Annotated in this window: 10 protein-coding genes; 1 reads left to right on the forward strand and 9 read right to left on the reverse strand. The window is 71.1% G+C overall.

The annotated features are described in order from the left end of the window. Nucleotide 1: 1 nt before the first annotated feature. The 7 genes from ACH4DZ_RS23370 to eccD all read right to left on the reverse strand — a co-directional run bounded on the left by ACH4DZ_RS23370 (nt 2) and on the right by eccD (nt 9,421). Entirely contained in the window at nt 2-457 is a 456-nt protein-coding gene (locus ACH4DZ_RS23370) for a YbaB/EbfC family nucleoid-associated protein (RefSeq protein WP_398289240.1), read from the reverse strand. Nucleotides 458-686: 229 nt separating this feature from the next. Beyond that, nucleotides 687-4,376 (reverse strand): AAWKG family protein, encoded by a 3,690-nt coding sequence (locus ACH4DZ_RS23375; RefSeq protein WP_398289241.1) that lies wholly within the window; start codon nt 4,374-4,376, stop codon nt 687-689. Nucleotides 4,377-4,497: 121 nt separating this feature from the next. Next, entirely contained in the window at nt 4,498-4,962 is a 465-nt protein-coding gene (locus tag ACH4DZ_RS23380; protein ID WP_398289242.1) for a type VII secretion system-associated protein, read from the reverse strand. 201 nt (nt 4,963-5,163) lie between these two features. Further along, nucleotides 5,164-5,472: a WXG100 family type VII secretion target gene (locus ACH4DZ_RS23385; RefSeq protein WP_267024490.1), complete on the reverse strand. Its 309-nt coding sequence runs from the start codon at nt 5,470-5,472 to the stop codon at nt 5,164-5,166. A gap of 85 nt (nt 5,473-5,557) precedes the next feature. Next, on the reverse strand, nt 5,558-5,893 hold the full coding sequence (locus ACH4DZ_RS23390) for a hypothetical protein (RefSeq protein WP_267024489.1): 336 nt from the start codon (nt 5,891-5,893) through the stop codon (nt 5,558-5,560). Between the two features lie 494 nt (nt 5,894-6,387). Beyond that, nucleotides 6,388-7,959: a type VII secretion protein EccB gene (gene eccB, locus ACH4DZ_RS23395; RefSeq protein WP_398289243.1), complete on the reverse strand. Its 1,572-nt coding sequence runs from the start codon at nt 7,957-7,959 to the stop codon at nt 6,388-6,390. 55 nt (nt 7,960-8,014) lie between these two features. Then, nucleotides 8,015-9,421: a type VII secretion integral membrane protein EccD gene (gene eccD, locus ACH4DZ_RS23400; RefSeq protein WP_398289244.1), complete on the reverse strand. Its 1,407-nt coding sequence runs from the start codon at nt 9,419-9,421 to the stop codon at nt 8,015-8,017. 476 nt (nt 9,422-9,897) lie between these two features. Here eccD and eccCa point away from each other — a divergent pair, with 476 nt between their 5' ends. Further along, nucleotides 9,898-13,935 carry a type VII secretion protein EccCa gene (gene eccCa, locus ACH4DZ_RS23405; RefSeq protein ID WP_398289245.1) on the forward strand — a complete coding sequence of 1,346 codons (4,038 nt, stop codon included), beginning with the start codon at nt 9,898-9,900 and terminating at the stop codon, nt 13,933-13,935. Between the two features lie 127 nt (nt 13,936-14,062). Here the strand turns inward: eccCa and ACH4DZ_RS23410 are convergent, their stop codons facing one another. Further along, complete coding sequence (locus ACH4DZ_RS23410; RefSeq protein ID WP_398289246.1) at nt 14,063-15,328, reverse strand: S8 family serine peptidase; 1,266 nt, start codon at nt 15,326-15,328, stop codon at nt 14,063-14,065. Continuing rightward, nucleotides 15,325-18,642, reverse strand: a complete 3,318-nt coding sequence (locus tag ACH4DZ_RS23415) for a right-handed parallel beta-helix repeat-containing protein (protein ID WP_398289247.1) — start codon at nt 18,640-18,642, stop codon at nt 15,325-15,327. Before ACH4DZ_RS23415 ends, ACH4DZ_RS23410 begins: the two co-directional genes overlap by 4 nt. Nucleotides 18,643-18,755 lie beyond the last annotated feature (113 nt).

The following is an 18,755-nucleotide window of genomic DNA, read 5'->3' on the forward strand; positions in this document are numbered from 1 at the left end:
GTCAGTCCTCCCCGTCCTCGCCGAGCGCGTCCCGCCAGCCGGGGGCGGCCTCGACGTCGCGTGCGGTGTCCTCGTCGTCCTCGCGCAGCACCTCCGGGCCGAAGATGCGCTCCCAGTCCAGCTCGAAGCCCTTCAGCTCCGGCACGTCGCTGCTGGGCTCGGCGAAGGGTGCCATCGCCTTCATGACGTGCTTGTTCATCTTCAGGCGTGCCGCGTTCGCCGCCTCCAGGACGCTCGCGGACAGCTCCTGGTGGGACATGTCGCGGTACTTGTTCTCCAGGAACTCGATCCCGGTCAGTTCACCCTGCGGGCCCACGGTGGCGCGGACCGCGCGGTCGGAGGAGAGCACCGCGAACGACGCCTGGCGCAGCTCGCGCTCGGTGCGCGCGACCGCCTCCTGGGCGGCCTGGAGTTCGGCCATGGCCTTCTCCAGCCGCTTCTCCAGCGGTTCCGTCACGCCCGCCCCGCCCTTCTCGTCGGCAACTGCTCTGCTGATCTTGCCTGGTGAGGGCCACTACGCGGAAGCCGGGGAGGGGTGGGATTCGTCTCTCCCCGGTGGTCGTGCCGCTCTGCCGGGTGGTCATGCCGGTTTCCCGGGTGGTCTCTCCGGTCTCCGCGGTGGTCACGAAGGTTCCCGCCCTGGTCACGAAGATCCCCGCGCTGGTCGCGCCGGACCCCCACCGAGCTCACCGCCCGATCACGGCCGGCGTGCCGCCCTCCTCGGTGCCCCACACGTCCACGTCCTCCTCCAGGTAGTCGGAGCTGGTGGCCCTGCGACCCGGCTCCGACTCCTCCTCGGTGGACTCGCCACCGCCGCCGGTGGTGTTGACCCGGGATGCCGGCGCCAGGAAGGTGTCGCTGTCCTCCTGCCGGTTCCACGGACTGCGCCTTCGGCGGTTGCGGCGCTCGCTCTCCTCGGCCGCGTCGACCAGGACGGAGCGCACCCGCTCGCCGTTGCCCTTCTCGGCACCGCCACCCATGCCGCCCGCGCCGCCGCCCATCGGCATACCGGGGCTGCCCGGTGTCCCGGGGGCGCCGGGGGTCCCGCCCGAGGCCGCCGTGGTGGTGGCACCGAGCGGGGAGGCCGTGCTGTCCGAGAGGGGGGCGACACCGGACGAGCTGAAGTCCGAGGACAGGGAGTCCGCGCCGGAGAGGCCGCCACCGGTGGACCCGAGGCTCGTACCGCCGCCGCCGAGGCCCAGCTCGGAGAGCGGTACGTCCCGGGAGGTGGTGCCGCCCCCGCCGCCCCCGCCGCTCCCGTTGAGGTCTCCGAGGCCGTCGAGGATGCTCGAACTGTCGTTGTTCGCGTTCGAGTTGAGGTCGTGCAGGTCCACCCTCTCGGTGTTGCCCTGCGCGTCGGTGACGGTGGCGATGCCGGTGTCCGGGTCGATGACCTGCTTGCTGCCGTCCGGGAAGGTGGTGGTCAGCTGGCCGTTGTCCAGGCTGGTGACGGAGCCGTCCGGGTTGGTGAAACTCGCACCGTGGGTCAGGTCGGTGGTCGTGGTGGTGCCGTCCGCGTCCGTGGTGGTCAGCAGTCCGTTGTCCGGGTCGAACGAGCTCTCGCCGCCGTCCGCGAACGTGGTGGTGAAGTCGCCCGCGTCGTCGAGTTCGACGCTGCCACCGGTCGGGGTCTCCAGCCCGTTCTGATCGCCGTTAAGGTCCCCGAGGTTGCCCAGGTCGTCGATCGACTCGGTGGTGATGTCGTTCAGATCGCTCAGATCACTCAGGTCGTTCAGGTCGTTGAGACTGTTCTGGCCGTTGAGGTCGCCCAGGTTGCCGAGGTTCTCGGTGGTCGTCTTCCCGTCCGGGTCGACGGTGGTCGCCTGGCCGGTCGACGGATCGACGGTCTGGGTCGTGCCGTCCGGGAACGTGGTCGTCAGCTTCCCGTCGTCACCCAGCGACGTCACCGAACCGTCCGGGTTGGTCACCTTGAGACCGTCACCCAGATCCTCCGTCGTGACATTGCCGTCCGGCGAGGTGCTGGTGAGCGTCCCGGTGTCGGGGTCGAACGACGTGGTGCTGCCGTCCGGGAAGTCGGTGGTCAGGTCGCCGGCGTTGTTCAACTGCGTACTGGCGCCGGTCGGGCCGTCGAGCACTCCGTCGCCGTTGGCCGTGCCGTTGAGGTCGGTGAGGCTGCCCAGGTCGGTCGTCGTGGTCGTGCCGTCCGGGTTGGTGGTGATCGCCTGCCCGGTCGTGGGGTCGACGGTCTGGGTCGTGCCGTCCGGGAACGTGGTCGTCAGCTTCCCGTCGTCACCCAGCGACGTCACCGACCCGTCCGGGTTGGTCACCTTGAGACCGTCGCCCAGATCCTCCGTCGTGACATTGCCGTCCGGCGAGGTGGTGGTGAGCGTCCCTGTGTCGGGGTCGAACGAGGTGGTGGTGCCGTCCGGGAAGTCGGTGGTGAGCTTGCCGCCGTCGGCCTGGGTGTTGCCGCCGGTCGGGGTCTTGAGGGAGTTCAGCGAGCCGAGGTTGCCGAGGTTCGAGGTGACCGGCCCGAGGTCGGTCTCGCCGTTGCCGTTGCCCTGGCCGTTGATGTCGCCGAGGTCGCCCGGGCTCTCGGTGGTGATGTCGTTCTGCTGGTTCAGCAGGTCGTCGAGGCTGTCGAGGTTCTGCTCGCCGACCCCGTTGGGGTCGTTGATGCCTCCGAGGCTCTCCTGCACGGCCTTGGCCTGCTCCTCGGCCTCGCGCTTGGCCTCTTCCTGCTCGCGCTTCTGCTCCTCGCGGAGTTCGTCCGCGTACTTCTTGTCCTCGTCGCGCTGCTGGTTCTGCTCGTTGCGCAGATCGTCCTGGAGCTTCTCGGCCTCCTCCTGCTCCTTCTTCTGCTCCTCCCGCAGCTCGTCCTGATACTTCTTGTCCTCGTCGCGCTGCTGATTCTGCTCGTTGCGCAGGTCGTCCTGGAGCTTCTTGTCCTCCTCCCGCTGGCGCTCCTGTTCCTCCCGCAGCTCGTCCTGGTACTTCTTGTCCTCCTCGCGCTGCTTGTTCTGCTCGTTGCGCAGCTCCTCCTGGTACTTCTTGTCCTCCTCCCGCTGGCGCTCCTGCTCCTCCCGCAGCTCGTCCTGGTACTTCTTGTTCTCCTCGTTCTGCTTCCTGATCTCCTCCTTCTCCTCCTCGGCCTTCTTCTCCTCGTACTCCTCCGAGGCCGTGCTGGTCGACTTCGGCTTGGGCACGTTGTCCGCGAAGTCCTCGCCGAGTTCGAGGAAGTGGTTGTTCAGGGCGGACTGCACGGTGGCGGCGGGCTTGCCCAGATACTCGGCGACGCCCTGGTTCCAGATCTTGACCGCCGCGTCACCGACCTTGGCCCAGTTGGCGATGTCGGTCAGGTCGCCGTAGTCGGGGTGCGACTGCAGGAAGCCGGCCTGCGGGCTGTGCCGGACGGTCGTGGAGTAGCGGGTGGTGGTGGACGTGATGTTCGTCTTGGCGACGTTGTTAGCGTCCACCCACTGGGCGAGGTCGTCCAGGACGTAACGCAGCACCTGCAGCGGGTCGTAGTACGGGGACTTGGCCCAGGCCAGCCAGGCGTCCAGCAGCTTGCCGGCCGCGTCCTCCAGGTACTTGCGGCCGAGCGACAGTGCGCGCGAGTACACCGTGTTGCCGGTGCCGGTCTCGTCGCCGGTGCCGGCCGAGGAGTCGAAGGTCTCGATGTAGGCGTCGTAGTTCTCGCGGATCTTCTTCAGCAGGCTGCGGAAGACCTCAGCGGCCTCACCCTTCCAGCTGGCGTCGTCCTTGCTGAAACGGTCCTCCCAGTCCTTCAGGACCACCTGGTGGTCCCGGAAGAACTTGGCGGCGTAGTCGAAGGAGTCGCCCGTGGTGTCGAAGGAGTTCAGGTCCACCGCGTCGCTGCCGCCCACGCCCTGATTGCTGAACCGGGCGTTCTGGGTGCCGCCCTTCAGCAGTTCCATGAGCGCCGTCCGCGGCCCGTTCATGTACCGGGCGAGCGGGATGGTGGACATCTTGTCCTTGTTGTAGTCCGTGAACTCGTTGCCCTCACGGACCTGGGCGTCGTTGACGTTGTCGGAGCCCGGGGCGGCGAAGTAGATCTCCTCGCCGGCCTTCACGCGGCCCTCGAACACGATCCGGGCCTGCAAGATCTTCGTCTTCTTGCCGCCGTCGAAGAAGAAGATGTCGTAGTCCTCGCCGGAGTTGGTCAGGAACCCGGAGTCCTTGACCATCAGGCTGAGACTGCGCTCCTTGATGTCCATCCGGAAGAGCTTGCCGCCGTGGTCGGAGCGGAGCGTGTCGAAGATGGTGTTGCGGTCCGGCACGGGATAGCCGGTGATGTGAGTGACCAGGGTGGCCCAGGTGTCGGTCGTGGGATCGCCGGCGTTGTCGAACTTGTCGAGATTTGTGCCGGAGTTGGGATCGTACCGATCAGCCACCGGGCGCCCTTTCTGGTCGGTTGTCGTCCGTGCCGGCACACCGCGTCTTCGTGCGGAGGTGCAGGCGTGCGTCGCTTACGCGCGCGCCGGCCGGCCGTGGCCGCTGCCGGCAGCGCGAGGGTCAGTCCTCTTCTTCTTCCGAACCACCCGCGGTGAGGGTGTCGACCTCTTCGAAGGTCTGCAGCAGCGTCTGCGCGTCGATCGCGTCGAGGTTCTTGTTCTTGGTCTTGTTGGCTTCCTCGATGGTGTCCGTGAGCGCCTCCTTCAATTCCTTGAAGAGGTCCATCTGGTCACCGAGCAGCTTGTCGATGGCTTCGGCCGCGGTGCGGACTCCCTCGATCAGCTTCGGTCCCGAGACCAGGGGTTCGGTGACCATCTTGCCGATGCGCAGGAGCTGCTTGTCCTGGTCGAGGTTGTCCGGGGTGGTGTGACCGTCGACGAGGTGGCCGAGCGGGCGGATGCCGTTCCCGTCGCCCTCCTCCCGGTGCTTCTTCGCGGCGGTGTAGACCGGCTGTACCTCGTTGTCCCGGAAGTTCTCCATCTGCTTGAGGTCGAAATGCTTGACGTCGGCCTTTTCACCGGCCATGGGACGATCTCCTGCTGCTGGGTGCCGGACGGGGGTACGGACGGCCCTGGGGGGCCGGGTGGTGCGGTGCGTGCGGCCGGCGGCCGGTCCGGCGGACCCGGGCTCCGGGCCGCCGGACCGGCCGTCGATCGCACGCAGACCGCGCCCGGCCACGCCCTCAGGACCGACGAGGGAACGCTCCGGCCGGACGCGGTTCGGACCCTAACGGGCCCGTACGTTGCCCCAGTTGTCGGCGCTCTTGCGCTCGTCGCGGGAGTGGTTGTCGTGGATGGTCCGGATCAGCTCGCCGTTGTCGCCGAGGAGCCTGGCCATGTTCTTGGTGGCGTTGTCCCACTCCGCCTGGACCACGCGGTACTGCTCCTGGTCCGCGCCCTCCCAGGTGCTGACGAGCGGCTTCAGCTCGTCCTCCAGGTTGTTGAGGGTCGTGATGATCACCTGGGTCTGCTCCAGCAGTTCCTCGATGGCCTGCTGGACCTTGGGGTACTGCACATCAATGATGCCGTCGGCCATGACGTCTCCTCTCGAAGGCCGGGCGCCTGGCCCGGGAAGCTCACGAAGTCCGGCTCCACCGAGGGAAGCCGGTACCGCGGGTGGTTCAGCTCAGTGCTTCGAAGACGCCCTGGCTGGTCTTGCTGTTGAGAACCTCGGTCAGGTCCTGGTTCTCCTTCGCCAGGCGGTTGGCGGAGGTCACGTTCTCCTGGAGCGCGTCGATCATCGTGCTGATCTGGACGACGACCTTCTGCGCCTCGGTGTTCCAGCTGCGGAAGAGCTTCAGCAGAGCCTGGCCCTCGTCGCCGCCGACTCCCGAGCGCGCCGCGATCTCGGCGACGTTGTTCTGGGTCTTCTCGACCTGGTTGCGGGCCGACTCCAGAGAGGAGACGCCCCCCAAGCCCTTGGCATAGTCCGCTTTCCTTGCGGCGCTGTCCGCCATGTCACGCTCCCTTCGTTCAGGCGCGTCTCACGCACCGTTGCCCGCTGAGGCTAAAGAGAAAACAGGGTTCCGCGCAACGCGTGCAGGCAAGATGTGAGTAACAGCCGGTTCGGTAGAATTCGCCTGTATGGCAACGGAGTTGTGCGAACGTTGCAGCCGGATGAACGGGTACGCCGGTACTTCCGGGGATACAGCACGCGAACCGCCCCCCGGGCACCTGCGAAGCGGGCGAAAAGCGGGCACCCGAAGAGACCGAACGGTCACGGAGAAGCATCGCCCTCGGCATTGTGCACGTGCCCACGGGAATCCCCGGGTGCGGTCCGCCGTGTATTTGAGCTTCTTCTGAGGTTACCTCTTCGTATCCGAACGCCGTCGGACTCCCTGCCTCCCGCCATCGGCGCCGAGTTCGGCTCGAATTTTCCCTTGCGCTCGTCCCTTTTCTTTTCCATTTCCCCGGCGCGACACCGGTTCCCTGCCCGAATCGAGGTGTGGCGTCAGCCGCGCGAAGCGGCACCCACCGCGTCCGCCTTGCCACTGCCCCCGCGCTTCTCCGGCTCACCGGCGGCCCCGCACTCCGGCGCCGTGGCCTTGGGTTCCGTGACGCCCGTGGCGGCGGCCGGATCGAGGTCCGCGCCGGTCGGGAAGGCCGCGAGCAGCGGGGCCGGGACCGAGCCGATGTCCGAGGCCTCGTAGCCGAGCGCCGCCAGCGAATCCTTGGCGGAGACGCGGTACTTCACGCCGTTCTCCGCCACCAGGTAGGTGGTCCCGGCGTGCGCGGCGCCACTCGCGTGCAGGGCCCGGACCAGGGCGCCGTGCCCGGGACGTACCACCGTGGCCTCCGTGGGCACACAGGCCGGTTCCAGCGGCTGCGCGGTGCCCGCCGACACGGCGACCGGGGTCAGCTCGGTCAGCGGGACCATGACCGACCTGATCCGTACGCCGCCGTTGTCGCCGTCGACCTGGGCGCAGAGCGCGGTGCCGCGCTCCGCGGACTGCGGAAGGGGCGGCGCGTCCGGCAGTTCGGCGGAGACGGCGTCGGCCGCGTCCTTCGCCGCGTGCTCGCGCAGCGCGTCCGCGCCGACCGTGCGCACGTCGGGCGACTGCCCCTCGTAGGCGTCCTTCTGGGTGGCCGGGTCGCCCAGTACGAGGGCGGCGCCGAGCCGGGTCAGCGGCACCAGGCCGTCCTCGCGCAGCAGGTGGTAGGTGCTGCCGCCGCCGACCACGCTGACCTTGAACAACTGGCCGATGCGGCTTGCCTCTCCGCCGAGTTCGGGGCCCTTCTCGCCACGCCCCGGCACCGCGGGGGGCTTCAGGGCGGGGCCGGGAGCCAGCGCGTCGAGGAAGGCCGCCGAGACGGGCATCGGCTCCTGGGAGCCGTAACCGAGCGCGTTGCGGGCGTCGGAGGGGCGGTCGAGCGGCAGCCTGCTGCCCCGCCACACCAGGTACTCGGTGTCGTCCGGGCCGCTCACCAGCACACCGCGGTCGCGGCCGATGCCGCGCGAGTCCAGCGGCATCCCGGCCGCCACGGTGGTGGCGCCGGGCTTGTCGACGCCGGTGGTCGCCACGACACCGGAGGTGTTGGGCAGCGCCCCGTCCGGTCCCGTGACGCACATGTGCCAGGCGCCGTCGTCGAGCTGCCCGGAGGCCGGTACGGCGTCCGGTGCACCGGGGATGCCGACCGGGGAGCCCACCGGAACGCCCTGCAGGGAGGGGGTGTGCACATCGGCGGTCGCCAGGTCGGAGCCGCCGATCAGCTTCGCCGAGGCGTAGTTGCGCACCGGGTGCAGTACGCCGTCGGTGCCGGTCCACAGGTACCGGGCGCCGGTGTCGCGGTTGACCACCAGGTGCTCGCCGTCGCGCCAGCCGTCGTTCCCGCCGGGACGCAACAGACCGTATACGGTGGCGCCCGCGCCGATCAGGACGGTCACCAGGACGCCGAAGACCACCCCGCGGGTGGTGCGCCCGAGCGGGCTCTCCGGGGCGTCCGGGTCGGCCATCAGCAGGCCCGAGCTGAGCCTGCCCATCATGAAACTGTGGGCGTGTACCTGGTCTCTCTTGGACTGCACGGCCTCTCCTCAACTCCTTCTGCGTACCGGGCGTGCGGGGGTGCTCAGCGGGTGCTCAGCCGAACAGGCCGCGCAGCCAGCCGAAGAGGCCCGCCGCCCAGAGCGCGAGCGGCAGCAGCGCCACGGCGAAGCCGGTGTGCGCCAGTTCGGCCGCACGGCCCCAGTACGGCAGCACCCGGCGGCCGGGCACCGTCCAGGCGGCGATCACGAAGGCGGCCGCGGCGCCGAGCAGCACCGCGAAGACGACCGCGCGTCCGGTGCCGTCGTGGTCCGTCGCCCAGGCGCGGGCGAGCAGCAGCAGGCCCAGGACACCGGGCACGGCCAGGGTCAGCCGCTGCGAGATGTGCACCAGACCGCGGCAGTGCAGGAGCAGCAGCAGGGTCAGTCCGAGGGCCGTCAGTGTCTCGGGCAGGTTCGGGTGCTCGGTGAGGACGACCAGGGCCGCCAGGGCGATGACGCCGGTGGCGGCGAAGAGCGCGGTGACCCAGCGCCCGGCCAGCATGGTGCGCTCCGCGACCTCGTCGCCCGCGTAGGGCTCGATGCCCTCCTGGAGCTGGGCGGCGGAGGACGGCAGCGAGGGCAGTCGCATGCCGGCCAGTTTGAAGGCGAACGGCGCGACCGCTCCGGCGGCGAGCGCGACCACGGTCGCCACCAGCCCCACCGAGGCCTGGACGGCCAGGCCGGTGTATCCGATGAGGCCTCCGGCGATCGCGGTGGCCACCGAGACCACCGCGGTCGCGAACAGGGCCGGGGCGCCGACCGCGGTGGCGGCGAGCGCGAGGACCGCGCCGCCCGCGCCCGCGGCGCCCGCGGCGAGCAGCCGCGCGCCCACGACCTGCCGCGCGTCCGCGCCGGTCAGGTCGCCGCCGGGCAGCAGCCAGCCGGCCAGTGCCAGGCAGGGCGCGACCAGCAGGCCGAGCGCGGTCGCGGACAGGCGGTCGCCGACCGCGCGGCTGGCCGAGCCGGCGCCCGCGAGCAGCAGCAGACCGGTCACGGCCGCGTAGGCGACCCGGGAGAAGCCGGAGTTGGGCGTGCCGGGCCACAGCACCAGCGCGAGGGCGGCCACCACGGTGGCGGCGGCGGTGCCCACCAGCAGCGCGCGGGCCGCTTCGGGGTGCCAGGTGTTCAGGCGCCGGCCGGCGGTGTCGGCTATCCCGTCCACCAGGTCGTCGAGCCGGGCCTCGGGCAGCGCCTCGGTGTGCGGGCGCAGATAGAGCACGGCGCCGTCGGAGAGCCCCGCGTGGGCGAGGGTGGTCTCCTCGTCGAGTGGTGCGTCTCCGAGTTGCTGGAGCACCCAGCCGGCGTGGTCGAGACCGGCTTCTTCCGCCTCTTCGCCGACATAGCGCAGCAGCGTGGGCAGCAGATCGGCGACCGGGACGTCGGCCGGCACGGCCAGATCGACGGAGACGCTCGGCGCACGTACGGTCAGGCGGCACAGTTCGGCCACAGCGCTGTCGGTCATCAGCGTAACTCTCGTCTTCCGTGGGGGCTTTGGCAGGAGGACTTCCCCGGGGCAGTGGGAGGGCCTCCCCGGGAGAGGGATGTGCGAAGAGTACGGAAGGCCCGCGCGCGGTCGGGAACGGGGGTGCCGGGCCGGTGAATTTCGTCCGCGCGGCCGGCGACCGCCCCTCCCGCGTGGACAGGTCGCGTTCCGTGAATGCAGACTACTGCCTACGCCCGCCGGATCGTGCTGCGGACCGGACTCATTGTCCGGTATGGAGTTGTCCAACACGGGAGTTGACCGTCCCCGCTATCCGCTCGAAACATTCACCCGGCGTTCCGCGCGTGACGCGGTACCGGGAGAATGGACTCGGTGCGGTCTTTCCCGCTGCCGGATGCGCCGGTATTGGGTGCGGGCCGGAAAGCCAGTAAACCCGGAGGTTCTGTTCCTTGAGTGTCGTGCTGTTTCGCCGGCCGGCCCGCAGACGCGGACCGCAGATGCCCGAGGGGCAATTGACCCTTCAGGAGCCACCGGTCCTTGCCGAGACCGTGCCCGACACCTCGGCGATATGGACCTATTTGCCGATGGCGCTGATGTCGGTGTCGATGATGCTGATGTTCCTGCGCCCCGGCGGCGGGAACGGCGTCTTCATGTATCTGGCGATGGGCGTCATGGCGCTCTCCGCCGGTGCGATGCTGCTGGGACAGCTGATGCGCCGCTCCAGCGAGCGCAAGCAGCGCCTGAAGGGCGAACGGCGCGACTACCTCCGGTATCTGGCGCAGACCCGCAAGCGGGTCCGGTCCACCATCACGGAGCAGCAGCGGGCGCTCGCCTGGCGTCATCCCGACCCCGCCTCACTGCGCTCGCTGGCCCGCACCTCCCGGCTGTGGGAACGCCGCCCGGCCGACGAGGACTTCGGCGAGGCGCGGCTCGCGGTCGGCGAGCAGCAGCTCGCGCTCACCCTGCAGCCGGTCTCCACCCGTCCGGTGGAGGACCTCGAACCGCTCTGCGCGCACGCGCTGCGCCGTTTCATCCGCGCCTACTCCACCGTTCCCGAACAGCCTCTCGGCCTCTATCTGCGCTCCTCGGCCCGGGTGCTGCTGCGCCCGACGGAGACCACGGGCCAGGCGGCGTCCGCCGATCCGGACGTCCCGCCGGAGGCGGAGAGCGGCGAGGCCGGGGGCGGCGCCCCCGCCGAGGGCCCGGGCGCCGACGCCGTACGCGCCCTGGTGCGCGCCGCGCTCGCCCAGCTCGCGGTGTTCCACGCGCCGGAGGAGCTGTGGATCGCGGTCTGTGTCAGTGACGAGCGGCGGCCCGACTGGGAGTGGGTCAAGTGGCTGCCGCACGCGCTGCACCCGCACGAGGAGGACGGCGCGGGCCAGGTCCGGCGGATCACCGCCGAACTCACCGAGCTGGACGACCTGCTCGGCGCCGAGTTCGCCGAGCGCCCCGGCTTCGACGCGGATGCCCGCCCCGGCCGTGACGAGCCGTACACCGTCGTCGTCCTGGACGGTGTCAGTGTCCCCGAGGGCCATCGCTGGGAGGGGCACGGCTATCGCAACGCCGTGGTCCTCGACGTCTCCGGGTCGCTGCGCTGGAAGCCCGGCCGCAACACGCTGCGGCTGACCGTCGGGCCGGACCGGGTGAGCCTGGTGCGCACCGACCGCAGCCGCAAGGAGCGTTCCGTGGCGCTCGGCCGCCCCGACCGGCTCGGGCCGCTCGGCGCGGAGTCCCTGGCCCGGCTGCTGACCGCCCGCCGGATCAGCCTGGGCACCGACATCTCCCAGCCGCTGGAGACGGACGTCGAGCTGACCACCCTGCTCGGCATCCCCGACCTGCACCGGCACGATCCGCAGACCCTCTTCAGCAAGCACATCGGCTCCGCCCGGCTGCGGGTGCCGGTCGCGGTCGGCGTGGACGGCCGCCCGGTGGAGCTCGACATCAAGGAGTCCGCGCAGGGCGGCATGGGCCCGCACGGCATGCTCATCGGCGCCACCGGCTCCGGCAAGAGCGAGCTGCTGCGCACCCTCGTCCTCGGTCTGGCCCTGACCAACTCCTCCGAGACCCTCAACTTCGTCCTGGTCGACTTCAAGGGCGGCGCCACCTTCCTCGGCCTGGAGGAACTCCCGCACACGTCCGCTGTCATCACCAACCTCGCCGACGAGGTCGCCCTGGTGGAACGTATGCAGGACGCCCTGCACGGCGAACTCATGCGCCGCCAGGAGCTGCTGCGCTCCGCCGGCAACTACACCTCCGCCCTGGAGTACGAGCGGGCCCGCGCCGCCGGGGCCGACCTCGCTCCGCTGCCCAGCCTGTTCGTGGTGGTCGACGAGTTCAGCGAACTGCTCTCCACGCACCGGGAGTTCATGGACCTGTTCGTGATGATCGGCCGCCTCGGCCGTTCACTCGGAGTCCATCTGCTGCTCGCCTCGCAGCGTCTGGACGAGGGCCGTATGCACCAGTTGGAGAGTCATCTCTCGTACCGCATCGGTCTGCGTACCTTCTCCGCCATGGAGAGCCGCGGTGTGCTGGGTGTACCGGACGCCTACCAGCTCCCGGCCGCGCCCGGCAACGGCTATCTGAAGTCCGGCGTGGAGGCCCTGACCCGCTTCCGGGCCGGCTACTCCTCGGGCACCTACCGGCGTCGTACCGGCGCCGTGGTCCAGGCCCGGGTGGCGAGCCAGGTGGTGCCGTGGACCAGCGGCTGGGTGGTGCCCCGCACGCTGGAGGCGGCGCCCGAACCGGAGCCGGAGACCGAGGAGAGCGAGGAGGACGAGGAGACCCTGCTCGCCGTGGCCCTCGACCGGCTGCGCGACTCCGGTCCCGCCGCCCACCAGGTGTGGCTGCCGCCGCTGGACGAGCCCTCCCCGCTGGATGCGCTGCTGTCCGGCATCGCCCCCGACCCGGTACGCGGCCTCACCGCCGTCAACTGGTCCGGTACGGGCAGGCTCCGGGTCCCGGTCGGCCTGGTGGACAAGCCCTTCGACCAGCGCCGCGACCCGCTGGTCGTGGACCTCTCCGGGGCCGGCGGCCATGTCGCCATCGCGGGTGGTTCACAGAGCGGCAAGTCCACCCTCATGCGCACCCTGATCGGTGCGCTCGCCCTCACCCACACGCCTGCCGAGATCCAGTTCTACTGCCTCGACTTCGGCGGAGGCGGCCTCTCGCAGCTCGCCGCGCTTCCGCACGTCGGCGGCGTCGCGGCACGGCTCAACCCGGAGCGGGTGCACCGGGCGGTCGCCGAGGTGATGACGCTGCTCGCCCGGCGCGAGCAGTTCTTCGTGGACCACACCATCGACTCCATGCAGTCCTATCGCCGTCGCCGGGCCGCCGGGGAGTTCCCCGACGAGCCCTTCGGCGACGTGTTCATGGTGGTCGACGGCTGGTCGACGGTCCGTCAGGACTACGACGACCTGATCCAGAAGTTCAACGAACTGGCCGCCCGCGGCCTCAACTACGGCATCCACCTGCTCATCACCACCACCCGCTGGGTGGAGCTGTCCGCCCAGGTCCGCGACCAGGCCGCCACCCGCCTCGAACTGCGGATGGGTGACCCGATGGACTCCGAGATCGACACCCGCAAGGCCCGTTCGGTGCCGCGCAGCGGTGGTCGCGGCATCACCGCGGACACCAAGATGCACTTCCTCGCCGGGCTGCCCCGCCTGGACGGCAGCGGCTCCCTCGAAGACCTCGGCGACGGTGTCGGCCACCTGGTCGCGGAGGTCGCCAAGCACTGGCCCGGTGCGCCCGCCCCGCAGGTCAGGATGCTGCCGCACCGGCTCCCGCTCGCCGAACTCCCGGCGCCCGAGTCCACCGAGGGCGACGGCATGCGACTGCCTCTCGGGATCGACCAGGACGCCCTGGAACCGGTCTGGCACGACTTCAGCCGCACCCCGCACCTGGTGGTGGTCGGCGACACCGAGAGCGGCAAGACCAACCTGCTGCGCCGCATCACGGAGGGCATCACCACCCGGTACTCGCCCACCGAGGCGAAGATCATCGTGGTCGACTACCGCCGCACCCTGGTGGACACCGTCCCGGAGGAGTACCGCATCGGGCATGTCATCTCCCTGGACAACCTCAAGGAGACCATCGAGGGCGCGGCGCGGGCCATGAAGACCCGCGTCCCTGGGGCCGACATCGCCCCGGGCCGGATGCGCAAGTGCGACTGGTGGACCGGGCCGCGGCTGTTCATCCTGGTCGACGACTACGACATGGTGTCCGGCAGCTCCTTCCAGAGCCCCATGGAGCCGCTCTTCGAGTACCTGACGCTCGGCTTCGAGATGGGCCTGCACCTGGTGGTCGCGCGCAGCGCCATGGGCGCGGGCCGCGGTCTCAGCGACGGCCTCATCCGCCGCCTCGACGAGGCCAACAACCCGGCGGTCCTGCTGTCCTGCCCGCCCACGGAAGGCCGCCTCTTCGGCAACGCGAAGCCCCGCAACCTGCCGCCTGGCAGGGCCCTGCACATCGCCCGGCGCCGCGAGCGTCTTATGCAGACGGCACTGGTGGACGAGCCTGTGGCGCAGACGGACTGAAGGCAAAAGATTGCGCCGTTCCCCGCGCCCCTTTTCAGGGGCGCGGGGAACGGCGCAATCTTTTGCCTGTAGGGGCGCGGGGAACTGCGCGACCAGCCCCCACCGGCCCGCACCCGACGAACGACCGTCAGTCCCCACCCGCTTCCGCGGCAACCGGCCGCGCAGAAGCGGAAGCAGAGGCAGGCCTCCAACCCCGAGCCCGAGCCCTCGGCAGAGCGAACGCACCCCACAGCACGGCGAGCACACCCCCGGTCCCGAGGACCACGAACAGCGTGGCCCGATCGGTGGCCCGATCCGCCGCGGTCGTGTCGCGCACGGTCACGGGATCGGCGGCCCGCTCCACCCCACCGGCCGCAGCGGAGTCGCTGAGGACCGTGGTCACGGCGGCGTAGGCGTCGAGCTGCGGGATGTCCGCCGGATACGCGGTCGCGGTCAGCCGACGGGCGACGTCGTCGGCCGAGTCGTCGGGCCGGGCGGCACGAACAGCAGCCACGGCCCCCGCGGCATAGGCGGCCGCCACCGACGCCCCCGCGCCGAGATAGTGCCCGTCCCCGCGCGGCCCGCCGGAGACCACCCCCGCGCCGGGCGCGGCCAGGTCGACACCGCTGGTGGCCAGGGCGTTGTCCGGACGGACCCCGGCGGGAAGCATGTCGGCGACCGACAGGACGCCGGGTTCGGCGGCCGGCCAGTAGCTACGAGCCGGGATCTCGTCGGAGGTTCCGGCACCGCGTGGCGGATCCGGCGTGGCCGCGGCGACCACCACCGCCCCCGCCCGCCGCGCGTCGGCGACCGCGCGGGTCAGCTCCGCGTCACGGCGTGGCAGAGCCACCGAGACCGCGATGACCTCGGCATCGGCCTCGGTCGCCGCGCGCAGAGCCGCCACGACCAGGTCGGAACTCGCCCGGCCACGCTCGTCGGTACCGCGCAGAGCCAGGATCTTCGCGCCCGGAGCGACACCGGTCAGCTGCGCACCGCCCCCGCCGGCCCCGGCGATCAGCCCGGCCAGGAAGGTGCCGTGGCCGACACAGTCGTCACCGGCCGCGCCCTGGGCGGTGACCCGGCCGTCGAGCCCCTCGGCCCCGGTGTCCACACCGGTGTCGATCAGGGCGACCGTCACTCCCGCACCGGTGCTGTACCCGTGCAGCCGGTCCAGATCGAGGCGCTGGCGCGACCAGTCCTGCTTCTTCGCCTTCTCGTGGGAGGCGGGCGTGCAGGCCGCGTCCGAGTCGATCGAGGAGGGCATGCCGGGCAGTTCCTGGCCCTTCTTCCCGTCGGCCGACGGCACGCGCGACAGGGGCGCCGCCTGGGCCGTGACGGCCGTGGGCAGCAGCAGGGCGGCGACGCAGCCGACCCCGGACAGCAGGCGTGCGGTCCCGCGGGCGGACGATCTCATCGGGGAGCCGCCTTCGGTGTCACGGCCACGACGTCGCCGGGAAGGAGGATGCGCAGATCGTCCAGGGTGGGCGCGGCCAGCGAACTGAGCCGTCCCGCCTGCCGGGTGACCATCGACTCGACCACCTGGCGGGCCAGGCGGGCGTTGCCGAAGGACCGGTCCCGGGGCAGCGCTTCGAAGTACTCCTTGAGCAGCGGGCCGGTGCCGGGCCCGCACTCGTACCCCATGTTCGCGGCCTGGGTGCGGACGATGGTGACCAGTTCCTCCGAGGAGTAGTCGGCGAAGGCGATCCGGCGCGGGAAGCGGGAGGACAGGCCCGGGTTGGAGGCGAGGAAGCGCTCCATCTCGTCGGTGTAGCCGGCGACGATGACGACGACCTCGTCGCGGTGGTCCTCCATCAGCTTCAGCAGGGTGTCCACCGCCTCCTGCCCGAAGTCGGCGCCGTTGCCGCGCGGGGTGAGGGTGTACGCCTCGTCGATGAACAGCACCCCGCCGCGGGCCTTCTCGAAGACCTCGCGGGTGAGCTGGGCGGTGTGGCCGATGTAGCGGCCGACCAGATCGGCCCGTGCCGCCTCGATCAGCTGGCCCCGCTGGAGCACGCCGAGCTGGGTCAGGATCTCCCCGTAGAGACGGGCGACGGTCGTCTTGCCCGTACCGGGCGGGCCGGTGAAGACCAGGTGGTTGCTGAGCGAGGGCACCGGCAGCCCGGCGGCGGCACGGTGACGGGCCGTGGTGATGAGGTTGACCAGGTCCGCGACCTCGCGCTTCACCTCGGACAGGCCGATCATGTCGCCGAGGCGGGTCAGCGGGTCGTCGGCCGGGGCCGCGCTCCCGGCGGCGTTGGTGACGGCGGTCGCGGAGACGTCGTCGGGCAGCAGCAGCCGCAGGTCGCGCTCGCCCACCTGCTGCTGGGAGGCGAGCCGGACCGCCTGTCTGTCCACCATCTCCTCGAACACCCCGCGCGCGGCACGGCCGTTGCCGAAGCCGGCGTCCCGCGGCATCGCCTCGAAGTGCGCGGCGAGCGCCGCCTCGGTGCCCTCACCCAGTTCGTACTGGTGCTGGGCGCACATGTTCTCCATGATCGCGACCAGTTCGGGCACCGAGTAGTTCTCGAACTCGACGGTCCGCGAGAAGCGCGAGGCGAGACCCGGGTTGGAGGCGAGGAAGGAGTCCATCTCGCGGGAGTAGCCGGCGGCGACCACCACCACGTCGTCGCGGTGGTCCTCCATCAGCTTGAGCAGGGTGTCCACCGCCTCGCGGCCGAAGTCGGCGCCGCCGTTGTTGCTGTCCGACGTCAGCGTGTACGCCTCGTCGACGAACAGGACGCCCCCGAGCGCCCGTTGGAAGGTCTCGGTGGTCTTGATCGCGGTACCGCCGACGACCTGCGCGACGAGGTCGGCGCGGGAGACCTCCACCAGGTGCCCGCTGCGCAGCGACCCCAGTTCGGCCAGGATCGACCCGTAGAGGCGGGCGACGGTGGTCTTACCGGTGCCGGGCGGGCCGGCGAAGATCAGGTGCCGGCTCATCGGCGGGGCCGACATACCGAGTTGTTCGCGGCGCTGGGCGAGCTGGGTCAGGTTGACCAGGGTACGTACCTGCTGCTTGACGTTCTCCAGGCCGATGAGCGCGTTCAGGGCGCCGAGCGGGCCCTCCGGGCGGTCCGCCGCGGGCGCGTCCGCGGCGCCGGAGCCGGCCGGGTCGGTGTTCTCGGCGCTGCCGGAACCCCAGGCGTCCCGCTTGCCGTTGCCGGTGCTGTTCAGGCCCTCCACGGCCAGCCGCTCGCCGGGGGCGGTCTGCACCAGGCCGCCGCCCTCGTTCTCCCGGGCCAGGCAGTTCACCAGGGAGACCGGCGCGGTGGACTCCACCCGGAAGCCGTCCTGGGCGCCACCGGACACCTCGCAGCCGCTGAGCGAGGCGAGCGCCCCCTCGCGGAGCAGGAAACCGTGGCCCCGGGGTGCGTGCACCGAGGTGCGGTTGGCGGTCAGTTCGCCGCCCGCGGCGACGACCACACCTTCCTCGCCGGATATCTCGATGCGGAAGTCGCGGACGGTGACATTGCCGCCGTCGTCCACGACCAGGCCGTTGGTGGTCGTGTCGGAGACTCCGCCGCCGGCCAGGTAGAGCGTGCTGCCGGAGCCGACGCGGACACCCGCGCCCTTCGGCCGGACGATCTCGCAGTCCTCGGCGCGGCCCCGGGCGTCCTTGGAGACCACGATGCCGTCGCCGGCGGGCTCCACCAGTCTGGCCCGGCGCAGCAGCGGGTTGGCGCCGCCGCGCACCGCGATCGCGGGCGAGCCGCCGATCACTTCCAGGTGGTCCAGCTCCGCCGCCGAGTCCTCCTCCAGGAGCAGCCCGGTCTGGTCGCAGTCGCGGACCGTCAGGCCGGTGAGGGCCGGGGAGGCCGCCCCGGCGACCCGCAGGGCCGCGCCCTGCGCGCCGTCCACCCAGCAGTCCTCGAAGGTGCCGCGCGCCCGGTCGGTGACCAGCACGCCGTGTCCGCGGGTGCGCGAGACACGGCAGCGGCGCAGCACCGGGTCGGTGCCCTTGGCCAGGACGATCCCGTTCCCCGACGAGCCGGTGACGCGGACGTCCTCCAGCGTCGTACGGCCCGCGCTGCTCAGGTGCACACCGGTACTGGTGTCGTGCACGACCGTGCGGATCACCGAGAGGGAGCTGTTCTCCTCCAGGGCGATGGAGGGCTTGTCGGTGGACGAGATGTCGCAGTCCTCGACGGTGCCGCGGGATTCGCCGTTGGCGAGCAGGCCGTTGCCGCGGGCGTCGCGGACCGTGCAGCCGCGGATACGCGCCTCGCCCTGCTCCGCGAGGACCAGGCCGCTGGTGCCCAGGTGCTCGAAGGTGCAGGACTCCACGGTGGTGGGCGTGGTCGAGGTGACCACGATGCCCGCGCCCTGGGAGTTGCTCACCCGGCACTCGCGCAGCGCGATCGAGCCGGTGCCCCCGGCCAGCAGCGCGGTCCAGGCGGAGCCGATGACCTCGCAGCCGTCCAGCGCGGCCTGTCCGCGCCGCACGTCCACAGCCGGCTGCTCGGCGTCGCCGCCGCGCAGGGTCAGTTCGGAGAGCATCACGGCGTCGGCACGCAGCGCGAGCACACTGCCCGAGCGCGGCCGGATCTCCACGGTGCCCCGGCCCTCTTCGGCAGTGAGGGTGACCCTGGTGTTGATCACCAGGTTCTCCGCGTACGTCCCGGGCCGGACGCTGATGAGCGCGCCGGTACGGGCAGCCGAGAGGGCCTCACCGATCGTCCGGTAGCGATCCCGGTCCCCCGGACCGACCGTCAGTACCTGGCGCGACACGCACCAACCTCCTTGCCACGGGGGCTTCATCTACGGGCGCCCCCTCGCCGGGGGCGCGTGTCGGTGAAACCGACGGTGCCATCATGCCTCGCCCTGGGGCGGGCGGGTGCCGA

The sequence above is a fragment of the Streptomyces sp. NPDC017991 genome (assembly GCF_044328075.1).
Classification (GTDB): Bacteria; Actinomycetota; Actinomycetes; order Streptomycetales; family Streptomycetaceae; genus Streptomyces.